Origin of the sequence: Streptomyces sp. BPTC-684, assembly GCF_030028635.1 — a bacterium.
Lineage (GTDB): Bacteria > Actinomycetota > Actinomycetes > Streptomycetales > Streptomycetaceae > Streptomyces > Streptomyces noboritoensis.
Map to the genome: position 1 here is coordinate 6,878,751 of NZ_CP124863.1, position 20,220 is coordinate 6,898,970.

General features: G+C 73.8%; 2 protein-coding genes (1 of these 2 cut by a window edge). Both read left to right on the forward strand.

The window, feature by feature from the left end; translation table 11 throughout:
- Window positions 1-13,746, forward strand: coding sequence for an SDR family NAD(P)-dependent oxidoreductase (locus QIY60_RS30710; RefSeq protein WP_283145436.1), 13,746 nt, complete (start codon window positions 1-3; stop codon window positions 13,744-13,746).
- Window positions 13,743-20,220, forward strand: partial view of a non-ribosomal peptide synthetase gene (locus tag QIY60_RS30715; RefSeq protein ID WP_283145437.1) — the 5' portion only. The gene runs 1,094 nt beyond the window's last position; only the first 6,478 of its 7,572 coding nucleotides appear in the window; it begins with the start codon at window positions 13,743-13,745; its stop codon lies beyond the right edge, outside the window. The genes QIY60_RS30710 and QIY60_RS30715 overlap by 4 nt, the downstream gene beginning before the upstream one ends.

A 20,220-nucleotide genomic window follows, 5' to 3' on the forward strand; every position in this document is an offset into this window, starting at 1 on the left:
GTGAAGCGTGACCTGCAACGGTTCTTGCGAGAGACGCTGAGCGGCGTCCTGGGAACCGATCCGGCCACCGGCTCCGACAGCGTTGCCCTCGTGGAGCTGGGGCTCGACTCGATCAGCTGCGTCGTGTGGCTGCGCGAGGTCAACCGGACCTTCGGGCTTTCCCTCACGGTGGCCGAGGTATGCGGTCACCCCACTTTCGGCGAGCTGGCCGCCCTCATCCAGGGGGCCATGGGAGATCTGATGAGTGTCACGAGCCCTCGGTCTTCGGCTGCCCAGGTGGCCTCTTACCTGCGGCAGAGCCTGGCCGACGAGCTGGAGCTGGCGGAGCCGGACATCGACGACGACGCGCCGTTCGTCGAGCTGGGCCTGGACTCCATCACCGGCGTCACCTGGACCCGCAAGCTGAACACGCACTTCCAGCTGTCGCTCTCCGCGACACAGGTCTACAGCCACCCGACGATCGCCGAACTGGCCGAGCACCTGGTGGGATGCCTGGGCGGTACGGGTGCGCCGACGGCGGCCGAGGAGACCGCCGCCCCGGCCCCCGCTCCCACTCCGGAGTCCGAGTCCGCGCACGAGGGCGGCACCGGTGACGAGGAGCGCGCTGCGCTCGCCTCCTGGCTGCGCGCGAGCCTCGCCAAGGAGCTGGAGCTGGAGCTGGACGAGGCCGACCTCGACGACGAGACGCCGTTCGTCGAGCTGGGCCTGGACTCCATCACCGGCGTCACCTGGACGCGGTCCATCAACACCCGCCTCCAGCTGTCGCTCTCGGCGACCACGGTGTACGGCCACCCGACCGTCGCCGCACTCGCCGCGTACCTCGCGGACGAGCAGCGGGCGGCGCTCCCGGCCGAGCCGGCTGTGGTGGAGGTGCCGGTGGTGGTCGACGTGTCGGTGGTCGAGACGACCGTCGAGCCGGAGCCGGAGCCGGAGCCGGAGCCGGAGCCGGAGCCGGAGCCGGAGCCCGAACCCGAATCCGTACGCGTATCCACGCCCCGCCCGGCCGTCGACCTCGTCGACATCGCCGTCGTCGGGATGTCCGGCGCCTTCCCCAAGGCGGAGAACCTGGACGAGTTCTGGCGGAACATCGTCGAGGGGCGCGACTGCGTCTCCGAGGTGCCCGGCTCGCGGTGGTCCGTCGAGACGTTCTACGACGAGCGGCCCGGCACGCCCGGCAAGTCGTACAGCAAGTGGATGGGCGTGCTGGAGCACGCCGACCGCTTCGACCCGCTGTTCTTCGGCATCTCGCCCGGCGAGGCGGAGTACATGGACCCGCAGCAGCGGGTCCTGCTCCAGGAGAGCTGGCGGTGCGTCGAGGAGGCCGGGTACAACCCCGAGGCGCTCTCCGGTACCCGGTGCGGCGTCTTCGTCGGCTGCTCGGTCAACGGCTACGGCGGACGGCTCGACGAGACCGAGCTGAGCGCCCACCAGAACCTCGGCAGCAACAGCGCGATCCTGGCCAGCCGGATCTCGTACACCCTCAACCTCAAGGGCCCCTGCCTGTCGATCGACACCTCGTGCTCGTCGTCGCTGGTGGCGATCGCCGCCGCGTGCGACAGCCTGGTCCTCGGCGACAGTGACACGGCGCTGGCGGGCGGCGTCTGGGTCATCCCCGGCCCCGGCGTCCACGTGGCGATGAGCCAGCTGCGCGCGCTCTCCCCGGACGGCCGCTGCCACGCCTTCGACGAGGGCGCCAACGGGTTCGTCCCGGCGGAGGGCGTCGGGGTCCTGCTGCTCAAGCGGCTCGCCAACGCGCAGGCCGACGGCGACCGCGTCCACGCAGTGATCAAGGGCTGGGGCGTCAACCAGGACGGCAGGTCCAACGGCATCACCGCCCCCAACGCCGAGGCGCAGACCCAGCTCCAGCGGCGGGTGTACGACAGGTTCGGCATCGACCCGGCGGACATCCGGCTCGTCGAGGCGCACGGCACGGGCACCGCGCTCGGCGACCCGGTGGAGATCGACGGCCTGGTCGGGAGCTTCGGCGCGCACACCGAGGAGCGCGGCTACTGCGCGATCGGCTCGGTCAAGAGCAACATCGGCCACAGCGCCTGCGCCGCCGGTGTCGCCAGCACCCTCAAGGCCGTGCTCGCCCTCAAGCACAGGACGCTGCCGCCGACGATCCAGTACGACCGGCTCAACGCGCACATCGACCTCAGCGACACCCCGTTCTACGTCAACACCGAGGTGCGCGACTGGCCGGAGCGGGACGCCAACGCCCGTATGGCGGCGGTGAGTTCGTTCGGATACAGCGGCACCAACGCCCATCTCGTGGTTGCCGAGGCCCCGCCGGTCGCCGTACGGGCCGACGGGCCGGGCGCCCGGCTGATCGCCCTGTCCGCACGCACCGCCGACCAGCTCGACCGGCAGGCGCGGCAGCTCCTCGCGCACCTGGACGCCGAACCGGCGCAGAGCCTGCGCGCGCTCAGCCACACGCTGCTGCTCGGCCGCAAGCACTTCCGCCACCGCCTCGCCCTGGTCGCCACCGCGCCCGGCGACGCGGCCCGCGCCCTGCGCACCTGGCTGCAGACCGGCGCCGACCCGGCGGTCCGCACCGGCGACCGCAAGCCGGAGCGCGCGACGGGCAACCGGTCGACCGTGCCCACGGGGACGGCCGACCAGCTGGACCGGCGCCACCTTCAGTCGCTGGCCGAGGAGTACGTACAGGGCCGCACCCCGTCGTTCGACGCGCTCTTCGAGGCGGGCCGCCCGGCCCGGACCTCACTGCCGACGTACCCGTTCGCGACCGACTCGTACTGGCTCGGGGGCCCCGCCGCCGAACCGGCCCGCGACGCCGCTCCCGTGGCCGGTGAGCCGCTGTGTCTTGAGCCGCGCTGGGAGCCCGCGCGGCCGTCCGGCGCCACGGCCGTCCCCGGTGAGCACACCGTCTGGCTCGTCGGACAGGGCATCGACGACACCCTCGCGGACGCGGTGCGCGACCGGCTGCCCGGCGCCACCACCGTACGGACGCTCACGACCGGCGCCGACACCCTCGACGGGGACTACCTGCGGCTGACCCGCTCGCTCCTCGCCGACGTGCGGGGCCGTGGCGGGGCGCGCGAAGGCCTGCTCCAAGTGGTCGTGGCGGGATCGGGGGAGTCCCGCGTGCTCGCGGGCGTCTCCGGGCTGCTGCGTACGGTGAGCCTGGAGCACCCCCGGCTGCGCACGCAGTGCGTGGAGTACGCCGACCCGCTGTCGGCCGACGCCTTGGCGCGGCTCGTCCGCGAGTGCGCGGGCGACGGGAACGAGCCGGAGGTACGCCAGGCCGACGGTGTGCGTTCCGTGCGCCGCCTGGCCGAACTTCCTTCCGCGGAAGGCGCGTTGAGCACGCCTTGGCGTGCCGGTGGCGTGTATCTGATCACCGGTGGCCTCGGCGGGCTCGGCCTCGTCCTCGCCCGCGAGATCGCCGCAAGCATCGGCGAGGGCGCGCTCGTTCTCGTCGGCCGCTCCGCACCGGACGCGGCCGCCCGCCGCACCCTCGCGGCCCTGGCCGAGCCGGGTGTGACCGTCACGTACGAGCGGGCCGACATCGCCGACCGCGGCGCCGTGGACGCGCTCGTCGGCGAGGTGGTCGCGCGCCACGGCGCGATCCACGGCATCGTGCACTGCGCGGGCGTGCTGCGGGACGGGCTGGTCGCCGGGAAGACGGACGACGACGTACGGGCCGTGCTCGCGCCCAAGGTCGCCGGGCTCGTCCACCTCGACGAGGCCACCCGGGACCAGCCGCTCGACCTGCTGCTCTCCTTCTCGTCCACGGTGGCCGCGCTCGGCAACCCCGGGCAGGCGGACTACGCCGCGGCCAACGGCTTCCTCGACGCCTACGCCGCCCACCGCAACGAACTGGCCGCACAGGGCCTCCGATCCGGCCGCGCTGTCAGCATCGGCTGGCCGCTGTGGGCGGACGGCGGGATGCGTCTCGACGCGGCCGGGCTCGACCGGCTGGCGCGGCTCGGGGTCGCCCCGCTGGCCACCCGTGACGGCCTGCGCGCCCTGGATGCGGCCGTCGCCTCGGGCCGGGAGCGGACGCTGGTCCTCTCCGGCGACCGCGAGCGACTCCTGGCGCGGCTGTCGGCGCTGATCGCCACGGCAACGGAGCCGGAGTCCGAGCCGTCTTCGCTCAGCGGCCCGACGCCGCTGGAATGGCGGGAACTGCTCGTCGCCGAGATGTCCGCCCAGCTCAAGGTCCCCGTCGAAGAGATCGACGCGGATGGTGAGTTGGGGGAGTACGGGTTTGATTCGATCAGTTTGACCGAGTTGGCGAACCGGCTGAACGAGCGGCACGGTCTGGCGCTGGCCCCCACCGTGTTCTTCGAGTACGCCACCCCGCGCCGCCTGGCGGAGCACCTGGCGGGGCAGGGGCACACGGCTCCGGCCGCGCCCGCCTCCCCGGCCACCGACGATCTTCTGGCCGCGACCCAGGACGTCCTTGCCGCCGAGATGTCCGCCCAGCTCAACGTGCCTGTCGAAGAGATCGACGCGGATGGTGAGTTGGGGGAGTACGGGTTTGATTCGATCAGTTTGACCGAGTTGGCGAACCGGCTGAACGAGCGCCACGGTCTGGCGTTGGCCCCCACCGTGTTCTTCGAGTACCGGACCGTCGGCAGCCTCGCGGCACACCTCGTCGACGCGTACGCGCCGGAGATGGCGCGCGTCCACGGCGAGCGGCGGCCGACGCCGGAGCCTGTGCGGACGTCCGCACCCGCCGTCCCGTCCGAGGACACCGCTCCCCACCACACGGCCCCCACCGGCCCCGCCGAGCCCATCGCCGTCATCGGCATGAGCGGCAGCTTCCCCCAGGCGCCCGATCTGGCGGCCTTCTGGGAGAACCTGCGCAACGGCAAGGACTGCATCACCGAGATACCCGAGGACCGCTGGGACTGGCGGGCGATGCACGACGACCCGGCCACGCCCGCGAACAGGCGGCACGTGCGCTGGGGCGGCTTCCTCGACGCCGTCGACCGCTTCGACCCGCTCTTCTTCGGCATCTCGCCGCGCGAGGCCACCGCCATGGACCCGCAGCAGCGGCTGCTGCTCACCCATGTGTGGAACGCCCTTGAGGACGCCGGGCTCGCGCCGTCGAGCCTGGCCGGCACCGACACCGCCGTCCTCGTTGGCACCGCGCCGAGCGGCTACGGCAGCCTGGTGCTGAAGGAGCAGCAGGGCGAGGACGGGTACGCGGCCACCGGGGTCTCCGGTTCCGTCGGCCCCAACCGGGTCAGCTATCTGCTGGATCTGCACGGCCCCAGCGAGCCGGTCGAGACCGCCTGCTCCAGCTCGCTGGTCGCCCTGCACCGCGCGGTGGAGCTGCTGCGCTCGGGGGCGAGCGGACTCGCCCTGGTGGGCGGTGTGAACACCATCGTCAGCCCCGATCTGCACATCAGCTACAGCCGGGCCGGAATGCTCAGCGAGGACGGCCGCTGCAAGACGTTCGCGGCGGGCGCCGACGGCTATGTGCGCGGCGAGGGCGTGGGCATCCTCGTCCTGAAGCCGCTCGCCGCGGCCGAGCGCGACGGCGACCGCATCCACGGCGTCATCCGCGCCACCGCCGAGAACCACGGCGGCCGGGCCCACTCGCTCACCGCCCCCAACCCGCAGGCACAGGCCGAACTCCTCAAGTCCGCCTATCGCCAGGCCGGGATCGACCCGCGCACCGTGACGTACGTCGAGGCGCACGGCACCGGCACCGAGCTGGGCGACCCCGTCGAGCTCGGCGGCCTCAAGAGCGCCTTCGCCGCGCTCGCCGAGGAGACGCCGGACGGCCTGGGCGAGCCCGCCCGGTGCGGCATCGGCTCGGTCAAGAGCAACATCGGGCACCTCGAACTGGCCGCGGGCGTGGCCGGGGTGATCAAGACGCTGCTCCAGATGAAGCACGGCGAGCTGGTCGAGAGCCTGCACTGCGCGGAGCTCAACCCCTATCTGGACCTCGCGGACGGCCCCTTCCACGTCGTGCGCGAGCGGACGCCGTGGCGACGGCTGCGGGACGCCGACGGCGTCAGCGTGCCGCGCCGCGCCGGTGTCAGCTCGTTCGGGTTCGGCGGGGTCAACGCCCATGTCGTGCTTGATGAGTACCGGGGCGGCGAGCCCCGGCGGGAGGCGGCCGAGAGCCGTCCGGCCCTGGCCGTGCTGTCGGCCCGTACGGACGAGCAGCTCACCGGCCGGGCCCGGGACCTGCTGGACCACTTGACGGTGCATCAGGTGGCGGACGCTCAACTCCCGGCCCTGGCCTACACGTTGCAGACCGGCCGCGATGCGATGGAGGAGCGGCTCGCCGTGGCCGTCACCTCGGTGGCGGAGCTGCGCGACCGGCTCGCCCGCCTCCTGGGCGGCAACGCGGACGGCTGGCACCGGGGCTCCGCGCCCCGCCGCGCCCCGAAGGCCGCCGGGCGCGACACCGCACGGCTCGCCGCCTCGCACACCTGGCTGGACGCCCGGGACGACAGCCGCGTACTGGCCGAGTGGGTCACCGGGCACCCGGTCGACTGGCAGCGGCTGTACGGCCCGGGCGCCCGCCCCGAGCGCCTGGGCCTGCCCGCCTACCCCTTCGCCGACGAGCGCTACTGGGCGGGCCGCACCCGCCGCCCGGCCGCACCGGCCCACCCGCACCCGCTGCTGCACCGGGCCGCGTCCGGCGACGCCGACGGGGCCGAGGCGTACGAGTCGCGCTTCGACGGCGGCGAGCCGTTCCTGCGCGACCACCGTGTCCAGGGCGGCCGGGTGCTGCCCGGCGCCGCGCACCTGGAGATGGCGCGCGCCGCGCTCGCCCGGGTGATCGGACCGGAGCGCGCCGACCGCGTCCGCCTGTCCGACGTCGTGTGGCTGCGCCCCGCCCTGTGCGGGCCGGACGGTCTCGACCTGCGCGTCACCGTGCGCACGACGGCCGAGGGCGCGTACGAGTACACCATCCACGCCGTCGACCGCGACGGCGTGCGCACCCTGTGCAGCCAGGGCCGGGCGAGCGTGACCGGCGGCGCCGTGAGCCGTCCGCCGCTCCTGGCCGAGCTGCGCGCCCACTGCGCCGAGGCCGCCTTCACGGCCGACGACCTGTACGACCTGTACGCGAACGTCGGCATGGAGTACGGCCCGGCCCACCGCTCCCTCGCGGGGCTCGGCGTGGGCACCGACGGCGAAGGGCGGCCGCAGGTCCTGGCCGAGCTGCGCCTTCCGGCGGCGGCCGAGCCCGTGGACCGCTACCGGCTGCACCCCAGCATCGTCGACGGCGCCCTCCAGGCCACGATCGGCCTCGGTCTCACCACCGCCGCGCGCGACGGGCAGGCCGGGCGGCCCGCGCTGCCCTTCGCCCTCCAGGGTCTGACGGCGGCGGGGGCGACCCCGGCGACGGCGTACGCCTGGATCCGCCACCAGGACGGCAGCCGCCCCGACGCCCCCTCCGCCAAGCTCGACGTGACCGTCCTCGACGAGCGCGGCGAGGTGTGCGTGGAGCTGACCGGGCTGAGCGCCCGGGTGCTCCCGGGCGGGCCCGGCGAGCGGCCCGCGCCCGCACCGGTTCGGCAGGCGGCGCCGGTGACGCCGGTGACCGCGTACGCCGACGACCGTGCGCTGGATTACATCCGCGAGCAACTGGCGGCCGCGCTGGAAGTCGCCCCCGAGCGGTTGGACGTGGACACCCCGCTGGAGCACTACGGCATGGACTCCATGATGGCGATGGAGCTCACCCGCCACCTCGAAGGGCCGTTCGGACCGCTGTCCAAGACGCTGTTCTTCGAGGTGCGCACCATCAGGGCGCTGAGCGAGCACTTCCTGGCCGAGTACCCGGAGCAGGTGCGGGCGGCCCTCGGCGCGTCCGGCGCCGAGCCGGTGACCCCGTCCGCGTCCGCCGCCCCGGCGGAGTCCACCGGCGCGTCCGGCGGCGAGCGCCGTGCCCCGCGTGCGCGCACCGACATCGCCATCGTGGGCGTGAGCGGGCGCTACCCGGAGGCCGAGGACCTCGACGCCTTCTGGCAGAACCTGCGCTCCGGCCGCGACTGCATCCGGGAGGTCCCGCGCAGCCGCTGGGACCACCGGGAGCACCCGGGTGGCAAGTGGGGCGGCTTCCTCGACGGCGTCGACCGGTTCGACCCGCTGTTCTTCCACATCTCGCCGCGCGAGGCCGAGTACCTGGACCCGCAGGAGCGCCTGTTCCTCCAGTGCGTGCACCACACCCTGGAGGACGCCGGATATACCGGTGCGAACCTGGCCCCGGCCGGCAAGGTGGGGGTGTTCGTCGGGGTGATGTACGAGGAGTACCAGCTCCACGGCGCACAGGCGCAGGCACGCGGGCAGCACGTCGCCCTGTCGGGCAGCCCCTCGTCCATCGCCAACCGCGTCTCGTACTTCTACGACTTCCACGGGCCGAGCATGGCCGTGGACACCATGTGCTCGTCGTCGCTGACCGCGATCCACCTCGCCTGCGAGGCGATCCGCAGCGGCCAGTGCGAGTCGGCGGTGGCGGGCGGCGTGAACGTCAGCGTCCACCCCAACAAGTATCTGATGCTCAGCCAGGGCAAGTTCACGGCGAGCGACGGCCGCTGCCGCAGCTTCGGCGAGGGCGGCGACGGCTATGTGCCCGGCGAGGGCGTCGGCGCGGTCCTGCTGAAGCCGCTGGACCGGGCGATCGCGGACGGCGACCACATCCACGCCGTCATCAAGGGCACCGCGCTCAACCACGGCGGCCGCACCCACGGCTTCTCCGTGCCGAGCCCGGTGGCGCAGGGCGAGGTCATCGCGGCGGCACTGGCCGAGGCCGAGGTCTCCCCGGCGGCGCTGAGCTACCTCGAAGCCCACGGCACCGGCACCGCGCTCGGCGACCCGATCGAGATCGCGGGCCTGGTCAAGGCGTTCCGCACGGCCGGTGGCGGCGCGCTGCCGCGGAGTCTGGCGATCGGCTCGGTCAAGTCCAACATCGGCCACTGCGAGAGCGCGGCGGGCATCGCCGCGGTCACCAAGGTGCTGCTCCAGCTCAAGCACCGCGAGCTGGTGCCGAGCCTGCACTCGGCCGAGCCCAACCCGCACATCGACTTCGAGCGGACGCCGTTGCGGGTCCAGCAGCACCTGGAGCCGTGGCACCGCCCGACCCTGGTCGTCGGCGGCGAGGAGCGCGAACTGCCGCGCGTGGCCGGGGTGTCGAGTTTCGGCGCGGGCGGCTCCAACGCCCATGTGATCCTCGCCGAGTACGAGCCGGAGGCCGCGCACCGCGAGGTGCCCGCCGACGGGACCCGGCCGGTGGCCGTGATGCTGTCCGCGATGAGCGAGCAGCAGCTCGTCCAGCAGGCTCGCCGACTGCGGGCCCGAACCGAGGAGTTGGGCGACACCGACCTCGCGGCCGTCGCCTGGACGCTCCAGACCGGCCGTGTCGCGCTCGACGAGCGCCTCGCCTTCACCGCGACCTCGATGGAGTCCCTGAAGCGGCATCTGGACGCCTTCGTCGCCGCCCCCGCCGCGCCCGGAACCCGGCTGCGCGGAACCGTACGACCCGACGGCGACGTGCCGCGCGAGACCGCCGAGACCGTCCGTGCCTGGTGGGAGCAGGGGCAGTACGACGAGGTCCTGGCCCGCTGGGTGCGCGGCCTCGCGGTCGACTGGGCGCAGCTGCGCGGGACGGACGCGCCGGTGCGGCGCGTGAGCCTGCCGGGCTACCCGTTCGCCCGCGAGCGCTACTGGCTCGACGCCGAGGACGTAGAGGCTGAGGACGCACCGGCCCAGCCGCGCCACGACGAGCTGCTGCTTCTGCGGCCGGTGTGGGAAGAGGCCGCCGGAGCGGACGCGGCCGCGTCCGAGGAGTACGCCGAGCACCACGTCGTCCTGATCGGCTCGCTCGACGCCGCCGGGCGGGACGCGTACGCGGCCGCGCTCGCCGGGACGACCGCCTTCGAGGTGGTGGAACCGGGCGAGGGGCCGCTGGACGCCCAGTACTCGGACGTCACCCGGCAGGTGTTCGCCCGGACCCGTGAGCTGCTGGCGGGAGGCCCGCGCCGACCCGTGCTGCTCCAGGTGGTCCTGGTGGGCAGCGGCGGCGCCGCGGAGTGCTTCGGCGGGCTCACCGGGCTCCTGAAGACCGCCCAGCTGGAGAACCCCCGGCTGCGCACCCAGTACCTCGACTGCCTCGACGGGGCTCCGGCCCCGGCCGTCGCCGCCCGGCTGCTCGCCGAGGCGGGCCGCGCGGCCGAGCCCGAGGTGCGGTACCGGGACGGGCGGCGGTACGTGCGGCGCTTGGACGAAGTGGCGCCCGCGCGCCCGGCGGCGGCGCCGTGGCGCACCGGCGGCGTCTATCTGATCACCGGCGGCGCCGGGGCCCTCGGCCTCGTCGCGGCGCGCGAGATCGCCGACGGCGTCGAGCACGCCACGGTCGTCCTCACCGGCCGCTCCCCGCTGGACCAGGAGCAGTCGCGCGCGCTCGACGCCCTGCGGGCGGCCGGGCTGCGCGTCGACCACCGGCGGGCGGACGTCACCGACCGCGCGGCGGTGGACGAGCTGATGGCGTACGTCGAAGCCACCCACGGGCCGCTCACCGGCATCGTGCACAGCGCCGGTGTGCTCAGCGACGACTTCATCGTCAGGAAGACGCCCGAGGAGCTGGCCCGCGTGCTGGCCCCCAAGGTGTCCGGCCTGGTCAACCTGGACGAGGCGAGCAAGGGCCACCCGCTGGAGCTCTTCTGCTGCTTCTCGTCCACCAGCGGCGCCTTCGGCAACCCCGGGCAGGCCGACTACGCGGCCGCGAACGCCTTCATGGACGCCTACGCGGCCCACCGCAACCGCCTCGTCGGCGCCGGGCTGCGGCACGGCACGACGCTCTCCGTCAACTGGCCGCTCTGGGAGGACGGTGGCATGCGGGTCGACGACGCGACCAAGGAACAGCTCCGGCAGATGGACCTCGCGCCCCTGGACACCGGCAGCGCCCTGCACGCCCTGCGGGTCGGGGCGGCCGCCCACGACAACGGCCTGGACGACGGCCGCCTGGTGGTCGTCGCGGGCAACCGCGAGGCACTGCTGCCGAGACTGACGGGCCGTCATGAGACAACTGGGGAAGAGGAATCGGTGCAGCAGGAGCAGCCCGTACAGGGCGCCGACCGCGCGCTCGTGGACCGTACCGTCCGACACCTGCGGCAGCTGCTCGCCGGGGCCCTCAAGCTGGGCGTCGAGCGGCTCGACGCCGACACGGCGCTGGAGCGGTACGGCATGGACTCGGTCGTGGCGACCGATCTGATCGCCCGCCTGGAGGAGAGCTTCGGCCCGCTCTCGAAGACCCTGTTCTTCGAGATCCAGACGGTCCGGGCGCTGGCGGAGCACTTCGTGGCCGAGTACGAGGGCGTGCTGCGGACGATGTTCGGCGAGCCCCGTGCGCCACGCCCGGCTCCGAGTGCCGCCGAGCCCGCCGAGCCCGTGCGCACGGTGACGGCCGTCGCGGCAGCCGAGCGGTCCCCGCGCCCCGGTCCCGCGCCCGTCGACCAGGACGTCGCGATCATCGGGATCAGCGGGCGCTACCCGCAGGCCGCCGACCTGGACGCGTTCTGGGGGAACCTGCGGTCCGGCAAGGACAGCGTCACCGAGGTGCCGGCCGAGCGCTGGGACCACGACGCGCTGTTCGACACGGACCGGGACGCGCCCGGCCGCACCTACTGCCGCTGGGGCGGCTTCCTCGACGGGATCGACCGGTTCGACCCGCTGTTCTTCGGCATCTCGCCCCGCGAGGCCGAGGCGATGGACCCGCAGCAGCGGCTCTTCCTGGAGACGGTGTGGGAGCTGCTTGAGGGGTCCGGGGTCACCCAGGACGCCATCGAGCGGCGCTACGGGCGCCGGGTCGGCGTGTACGTCGGCTCGATGTACCAGATGTACCGGGCCGACGAGGCCGATGTGCCGCGCGCGGCACTGACCTCGGCGACCTCGTACAACATGATCGCCAACCGCGTCTCGTACTTCTTCGGGCTCGAAGGCCCGAGCCTGGCCGTGGACAGCATGTGCTCGTCCTCGGCCCAGGCGATCCACCTCGCCTGCGCGGACCTGCTGCGCGGGGAGAGCGAGCTGGCGATCGCGGGCGGGGTGAACCTCACGGTCCACCCGGACAAGTACCTCGCGCTCTCCCAGGCGCAGCTCCTGGGAAGCCACCCGGGCAGCCGCAGCTTCCGCGACGGCGACGGGTACCTGCCCGCCGAGGCCGTCGGCGCGGTGCTCCTGAAGCCGCTGGCCGCCGCGCTGCGCGACGGCGACACCGTGCACGCGGTCGTCAAGGGGAGCGCCTCGCTGCACGGCGGCCGGGCCAACGGCTTCATGACGCCCAGCCACCGCACCCAGGTCGCCGTGATGCGGCGGGCGTTGGAGCGGGCCGGTGCGGCGCCCGAGTCGATCGGATACGTGGAGGCGGCGGCCAACGGGTCGGCGCTGAGCGACGCCGTCGAGTTCAGCGCGCTGCGCGAGGTCTTCGGCGCGGTGCCCGAGCCGGTCGCGCTCGGGTCGGTGAAGTCCAACCTCGGCCACCCCGAGGCGGCCTCCGGCATCGCCCAGCTGACCAAGGTGGTGCTTCAGCTGCGCCACCGTGAGCTCGCCCCGCTGGTCGAGGGCGGCACCGCCAACCCGAACCTCGACTTCGAGGCCGCGCCCTTCGCGCTGTCCGAGCGGCTCACGCCGTGGCGGCCGCGCCCGGCCGAGGGGCAGGGCGTCCGCCGCGGTCTCATCAACTCCGTCGGCGCGGGCGGCAGTTACGTCAGCCTGGTCGTCGAAGAGGCCCCGGCAACCGTCGCGGAACCGACAGCGGGCGACGGCGCCCCGCAGCTCGTCGTGGTCTCGGCCAAGGACCCCGAGCGGCTGCGCGACACGGTCCGTCGGCTCCTCGACTTCGTCGACGGCGACACCGCCATCGACCTCGCGGACCTCGCGTACACCCTCCAGACCGGGCGCGAGGCGCTGCCGGAGCGGTTCGCGGCCGTCGTGGGCTCGCGGGCCGAGCTGCGCGCCGCACTCGCGCGCCACCTCGGCGAGGCGGACGCCGCCGAGGCGCTCGGAGTCCAGGTCCACGCGGGCAGCGCCGAGGACGGCGCCAACCCGCTGACCGCCCTGCTCTCCGGTGCGCACGGCGAGGCGTTCGTCGCCGCGCTGGTCGCGGACGGCGATCTGGACCGGCTCGCCGGTCTGTGGGTCGGCGGCGCCAAGGTCGACTGGGACGCTCTGCACGCGGGTCGGCCCCGCAGGCGGATCACCCTGCCGACCACGCCGTTCCGGCGCAAGCGGTACTGGATCGGCCGCACCTGGCAGCAGCCCCGGCGGGACGAGCAGCGGGTGATCGACACGGCACCGCAGCCGCGCGAAGCCATACAGGTCCCCAGCGCACCGCAGCCGTGCGAGGCCGCGCGGGCCCCACAGGCCCCCGACGACCTGACCCGCTACCTCGCGGGCTTCTTCGCCGAAGCCCTGGGCCTGGACGCGGGCGAACTGCCCGCCGACAAGGACCTGCACGGCTTCGGCGTGGACTCCATCCTCTGGTCGCGGCTCCAGCGCCGGGTCGAGGCCGACCTCGGCCTGCGCCTGTCCACCCGCGACATCCTGGAGGCCGGCACCCTCGAACGCATCGCGGCCCGCCTCACCGGGCTCCGCGCCGCGACCGGCGCCGCCGAGCCCGCCACCGACCCGGCGCCCGGCCCGGGTCCGGACACCGAAGACCCCCGTGCCGCCAAGGCCCGGGCGCTGGAGCAGTTCCGGCAGGGGCACGTCAGCCTCGAAGATCTGAAGGCACTCATGAAGGAAGCACCGAGCGCGTGAACGAGGATCAGATACTGGCGGGCTTCAAGGCGGGCACCCTCTCCGCCGACGACGTTCTCGCCTTCTACGAAGAGCTCCAGCGGCACGCGGCCGAGCGCCCCCTCTCCGAGGGCCAGAAGGGCCTGTGGCTGCTGCACCGGCTGCGGCCCGACGCAGACGTCTACAACGTCCCGGTCTGCTTCCGCACCGACGCGCCCCTCGACGTCGACCGGCTGCGCCGGGCCTTCGCCCTGGTGGTGGCGGCCCACGGCCAGCTGTCGAGCGCGGTGACGGAGCAGGACGGCGTGCCGTACCTCGTCGCCCGCCCCGACCGGCCGGTCCCCTTCCGCCACGAGCGGGTGCCGGGCCTGTCCGAGGACGCGCTGCTCGCCGAGGTGCGCCGGGCGGCGAAGACCCCGTTCGACCTGGCGTCGGACCCGCTGGCGCGGGGGTACGTCTACGAGACGGACGCCCCCGGGGCGGTCGTCCTGCTGGTCTTCCACCACCTCGTCTTCGACGGCGCCTCCACCCCGCTGTTCCTGCGGGACCTGGCCACGGCGTACGAGGCGCTGGGGCGCGGCGCCGACTGGAGCGCGCCCGCGCCGGACGCGTACGACGAGTTCGTCCGCCGGGAGCAGGCCTTCCTCGACGGGCCCGAGGGCGCGCGCCACCGCGCGTTCTGGCAGCGGACGCTGGCGGGCGACCTGCCCGTGCTCCACCTCGGCGTCGAGCGCGCCCCCGCCCCCGGCGCGCCGGTGCTCGGCCGGACCGCCTCGCTCGCGCTCCCCGGCGCGGCCGGCGACCGGGTGCGCACCTGGTGCGCGGCGAGCGGAGTGCGGCCCGCCGTGCTCTTCCTCGCGGTGTACGAACTGCTGCTGCACCGCTACAGCGGCGAGCGGGACCTGATCGTCGGCGTGCCGTCGATGGGCCGCCCGGACCTCGCGTACGCCGACTCCGTGGGCTACTTCGTCAACATGGTGCCGGTGCGGTTCGGGCCGCGGGAGGACGTGCCGTTCCGCGACTACGTGCGTGAGCTCTCGCTGGTCCTGGCCGACGGGCTCGATCACGCCGGATACCCGTTCCCGCGCATGGTGCAGGACCTGAACCTCCAGTCCGACCCGGACTCCTCGCCGGTCTTCCAGGTCTCCTACGTCTTCCAGAACCAGCGCATGATGCACGTCGCGGACGAGGTGCTCGGCCTGGAGCTCGCGCGGTCGATGCGGTTCGTCGAAGGGATCTCGCAGGAGGGGGAGTTCAAGCTCCACCTGGAGGTCTTCGAGAACGCCGACGACTACGCGCTGCACCTGAAGTACGACGCCCAGCGCTTCGAGACCGCCGACGTCGAGCGGTTCCTCGGGCACTACCAGCGGCTCCTGGACTCGCTGCTGGACGGCCCCGAGCGGCCGCTGTCGGCCGCCTCGCACCTGTCGGACGAGGAGCGGCACCGGCTGCTTGCGGAGTGGAACGACACCCGGCGCCCCTACTCCGACGGCAGCTCGCTGCCCGAGCTGCTCGACGCCGCCGTGGCGCGCCACGGCGACCGCACCGCCGTGGTGTTCGGCGAGCGCTCCCTGACGTATGCCGAGCTGGCCGCGCGGATCGACGAGGTCGCCGCCGAGCTGCGCGGGCGCGGCGTCACCGCGGACACCGTGGTCGGCGTCTGCATGGAGCGGTCCGTCGAGATGGTGGTCGCCCTGTGGGCGGTCATGAAGGCGGGCGGCGCCTATCTGCCGCTGGAGCCGGGCTACCCGGCCGACCGCCTCGCGTACATGATCGAGGACTCCGGCGCCCACCTGGTGCTCGGGCAGCGGCACGTGAGGGGCGACGGCCTGTCCGCCGCCCGCGAGGTGCTGTACCTGGACCGCGAGGGCCGCGTCGAGGGCGGCAGGTCCGAGCGGGCCGTCGCGGGACGCTGTGCCGCCACCGCGCGCAGCCTGGCGTACGTCATCTACACCTCCGGCTCCACCGGCCGCCCCAAGGGCGTCATGGTCGAGCACCGGGCGGCCGTGAACCGCATCGAGTGGATGCAGAACGCGTACCGCCTCGACGTGGACGACGTCGTGCTGCAGAAGACGCCGTTCAGCTTCGACGTGTCGGTGTGGGAGTTCGTCTGGCCGCTCCTCAACGGCGCCCGACTGGTCGTCGCCGAGCCCGAGGGCCACAAGGACCCCGACTACCTGGTCTCGCTGATCCGCCGCACCGGTGTGACGACCCTGCACTTCGTGCCCTCCATGCTGCGCCTGATGGTGGAGAACGACGGCTGGGCGCGGTGCGCGTCGGTGCGCCGGGTGTTCTGCAGCGGAGAGGCCCTGCCGCCCGAGCTGCCGCCGCGCCACTACGCGGTGCACCGCGCGCCGCTGCACAACCTGTACGGCCCGACCGAGGCCGCCATCGACGTCAGCCACTGGACCTGCCCGCCCGGCGAGGGGGCCCGCCCGGTCCCGATCGGTCGTCCGATCCAGAACATCCAGCTCCATGTGCTCGACGACTTCGGCCAGTTGGCGGCGGTCGGCTGCGCCGGAGAGCTGCACATCGCCGGGGACGGCCTGGCCCGGGGCTACCTCAACAACCCGGACCTGACCCGGGACCGGTTCGTGCCGAACCCGTTCGCGACGGTTCCCGGCGCCCGGATGTACCGCACCGGCGACCTCGTACGGCGCCTCGCGGACGGCACCCTGGAGTTCCTCGGCCGCATCGACAACCAGGTCAAGGTGCGCGGCTTCCGCATCGAGCTCGACGAGATCGAGGCCCGGCTCGGCGCCCACCCCGAGGTGCGCGCGTGTGCGGTGCTGGCCCGCGAGGACCATCCCGGCGACCCCCGACTGGTCGGCTACGCGGTGCTCGACCCGGGCTTCGACGAGACGCCCGGCCGCGACCACCACGCCGAGCTGCTCGCCCACCTCAAGGACGCGCTGCCCGACTACATGGTCCCCGGCGCCCTGGTCCGCCTCGACGCGCTGCCCGTCACCGCCAACGGCAAGCTCGACCGCAAGGCGCTGCCCGCCCCGGACGCCGGTGCGTACACGGTGCGCGCCTACGTCGCCCCGCGCACCCCGGCCGAGGAGGTCCTGGTCGGGATCTGCGCCGAACTGCTCGGGTTCGCGGCGGACCGGATCAGCGTCGAGGACAACTTCTTCGCGCTGGGCGGGCATTCGCTGCTCATCCCCAAGCTCACCGCGCGGCTGACCGCCGCCGGGCTCCACCGCGACCTGCCCGCGGTCTTCGCGGCGGCCACGCTGGCGGAGCTCGCCGCGTCCACCGACGGCGGCGGCGCGGCGGACACCTTCGTGCTCCCGGCCGCGCGCGTCCCCGAGGGCTGCACCCGGATCACGCCCGACATGCTGCCGCTGGTGGAGCTGACCGAGGACGAGCTGGCGGCGGTCGTCGCGGCCGTGCCCGGCGGCGCCGCCAACCTCCAGGACGTCTACCCGCTGGCCGCCCTCCAGGAGGGCATGCTCTTCCACCACCTCAAGGAGAGCGGCCGCGACCCGTACGTGCTGTCCGGGGTGTTCTCCTTCGACAGCCGCGACCACCTGGACCGCTTCGCCGAAGCCCTGCGCGCGGTGATCGCCCGCCACGACGCGCTGCGCACCGCGATCCTCACCGACGGTCTTCCGCAGCCCGTACAGGTCGTCGTCCGGCACGCCGAGCTCACCGTGGACGAGTTCGCGGTGGCCCCCGGCAGCTCCGCGGCGGACGAGATCCAGCGGCTGCTGGCCGGTTCGCAGGCGATGCGCCTGGACCGGGCGCCGCTGATCCGGCTGCGCGCGGCCCGCGACCCGCACAGCGGGCAGTGGTACGCCCTGCTCAACCTCCACCACGTCATCGACGACGCCACCTCGCTCGGCTTCCTGTTCAAGGAGCTCGTGGCGCACATGACGGGCCGCGCCGCCGAGCTGGCCGCCCCCGAGCCGTACCGCGACTTCATCGCGCACGCCGCCCACCGGGCCGAGACCCTGGACCCGGCGGCGTACTTCGGCGAGCGGCTCGGCGACGTCACCGAGCCGACCGTGCTCTTCGGCATGCACGACGTGCACGGCGACGGGCGACGGGTCGCCGATCTGCGCAAGCCGCTCGACCCGGAGCTCGGCGAGCGGGTGCGCACCCGGGCCAAGGAGCTGCGGGTCAGCCCGGCGACGCTCTTCCACGCGGGCTGGGCGCTGGTCGTCGCGGCCTGCGCCGGGCGCGACGACGTGGTGTTCGGAACCGTGATGTCCGGGCGCCTCCAGGGCCCCCGGGGCATCGAGCGGATGCTCGGCAACTTCATCAACACCCTGCCGGTCCGGCTCGACCTCGCCGGGCGCGACGTGCGCGAGCTGGTGGCCGAGACCGACCGCGCGCTGCGCGAGCTGGTGCGCCACGAGCAGACCCCGCTCGCCGTCGCCCACCGCCACAGCGACGTGCCCCGCGACACCCCGCTCTTCAACGCGATCTTCAACTTCCGTCATCTGGAGTCCGACGACCGCATCGACGAGGACGAGCTGGAGCGCGCGGGCGTCAAGTCGCTGGCCGGGGTGATCGAGCGCAGCAACTACCCCGTCGCGCTCTCGGTCGACGACCTGGGGCACTCCTTCTCCGTGGACGCGCAGATCGACCAGGCGCAGGACGCCGCCCTGGTCATCGCGTACCTGGAGGCCGCCATGACCGGGCTGCTCGGCGCACTCGACGCCGAGGAGCCGGTGGCCGCCCTGGACATCTCCGTCCTGCCCGAGGCGATGCGCCGGCGGCTGCTCGTCGACGACAACCGGCGCCCGCGCTCGTACGCCGACGACCGAGCTCTGCACGAGCGGTTCGAGGCGGCCGCCGCCGCGACCCCCGAGGCCGTCGCCCTCTCCCACGGCGCCGAGAGCCTCACCTACCGCGAGCTGAACGCCCGCGCCAACCGGCTCGCCCGCCATCTGCGCGAGCTGGGCGTCGGCCCGGACGTGCTGGTCGCGCTCTGCCTGCCGCGCAGCGAGCACCTCGTGATCGGCCTGCTCGCGGTCCTCAAGGCGGGCGGCGCCTATGTGCCGCTCGACCCGGCATCGCCGGTGGACCGGCTCGGCCATCTGCTCACCGACAGCGCGCCGCGCGCCCTGCTGGTCGACGGCCCGCTGCCGGAGGGCCTGCGCGCCCCCGAGGTGCCGGTGGTGGACGTACGGGCCGACGCGGCGCTCTGGGCCGACCGCCCGGACACCGATCTGCCCGCCGCCACCACGGGTCTGACGCCCTCTCACATGGCGTACGTGATCTACACCTCGGGCTCCACCGGCACGCCCAAGGGCGTGATGGTCGAACACCGCAACGCGACCCGGCTGTTCACCGCCACCGAGCCGTGGTTCGGCTTCGGCCGCGACGACGTGTGGACGCTGTTCCACTCGTTCGCCTTCGACTTCTCCGTGTGGGAGATCTGGGGCGCGCTGCTGCACGGCGGCCGGCTGGTGATCGTGCCGCAGGCCACCACCCGCAGCCCGAAGGACTTCTACGCCCTGCTGTGCGCGGAGGGGGTGACCGTCCTCAACCAGACGCCCAGCGCCTTCCGGCAGCTGATCGCGGCGCAGGGCGACAGCCCGGCCGCGCACCGGCTGCGCACGGTCGTCTTCGGCGGCGAGGCGCTGGACGTGGCCGCCCTCAAGCCGTGGCTGCGCCGCACGGCCAACAAGGGCACCCGGCTGGTCAACATGTACGGGATCACCGAGACCACCGTGCACGTCACCTACCGGCCGCTCACCGAAGCCGACGCGGAGCTCGCCGTCAGCCCGATCGGCGAGCGGATCCCCGACCTGCGCACCTACGTCCTGGACCGGCACGGGCGGCCCGCCCCCGTCGGCGCGGTCGGCGAGCTGTACGTCGGCGGCGACGGGGTGGCCCGCGGCTACCTCAACCGGCCCGAGCTGACCGCCGAACGCTTCCTCGACGACCCGTTCTGCCCCGAGCCCGGCGCCCGCATGTACCGCACCGGCGACCTGGCCCGGGTGCTGCCCGACGGCACCCTGGAGTACCTGGGCCGCAACGACGACCAGGTGAAGGTGCGCGGCTTCCGCATCGAACTCGGCGAGATCGAGGCGAAGCTGCTGGCCCACCCCGGCGTCGAGGACGCGCGCGTGGTCGTGCGCGAGTACGGCGAGCACGACCGGCGCCTGGTGTCCTACGTCGTGCCCTCGGCCGAGCGCGCGCACGCGGTGCGCGAGCTGCTGCGGATCGAGCGCACCGAACCCGAGGCGCTGGAGCGGACGTACGAACTGCCCAACGGCATGACGGTGTTCCAGCAGAACCGCAGCGAGACGGACTTCGTCTACGAGGAGATCTTCACCAACCTCGAATACCTGCGCAACGGCATCACCATCCGCGACGGCGACACCATCGTCGACGTCGGCGCCAACATCGGCATGTTCACCCTGTTCGCGGGGACGCGCTGCCCCGGCGCGCGCATCCTCGCCTTCGAGCCGATCCCGCCGGTCTTCGACTCGCTGCGCCGCAACGTGGAGCTGCACGGGCTGAACGCCCAGGTGTTCG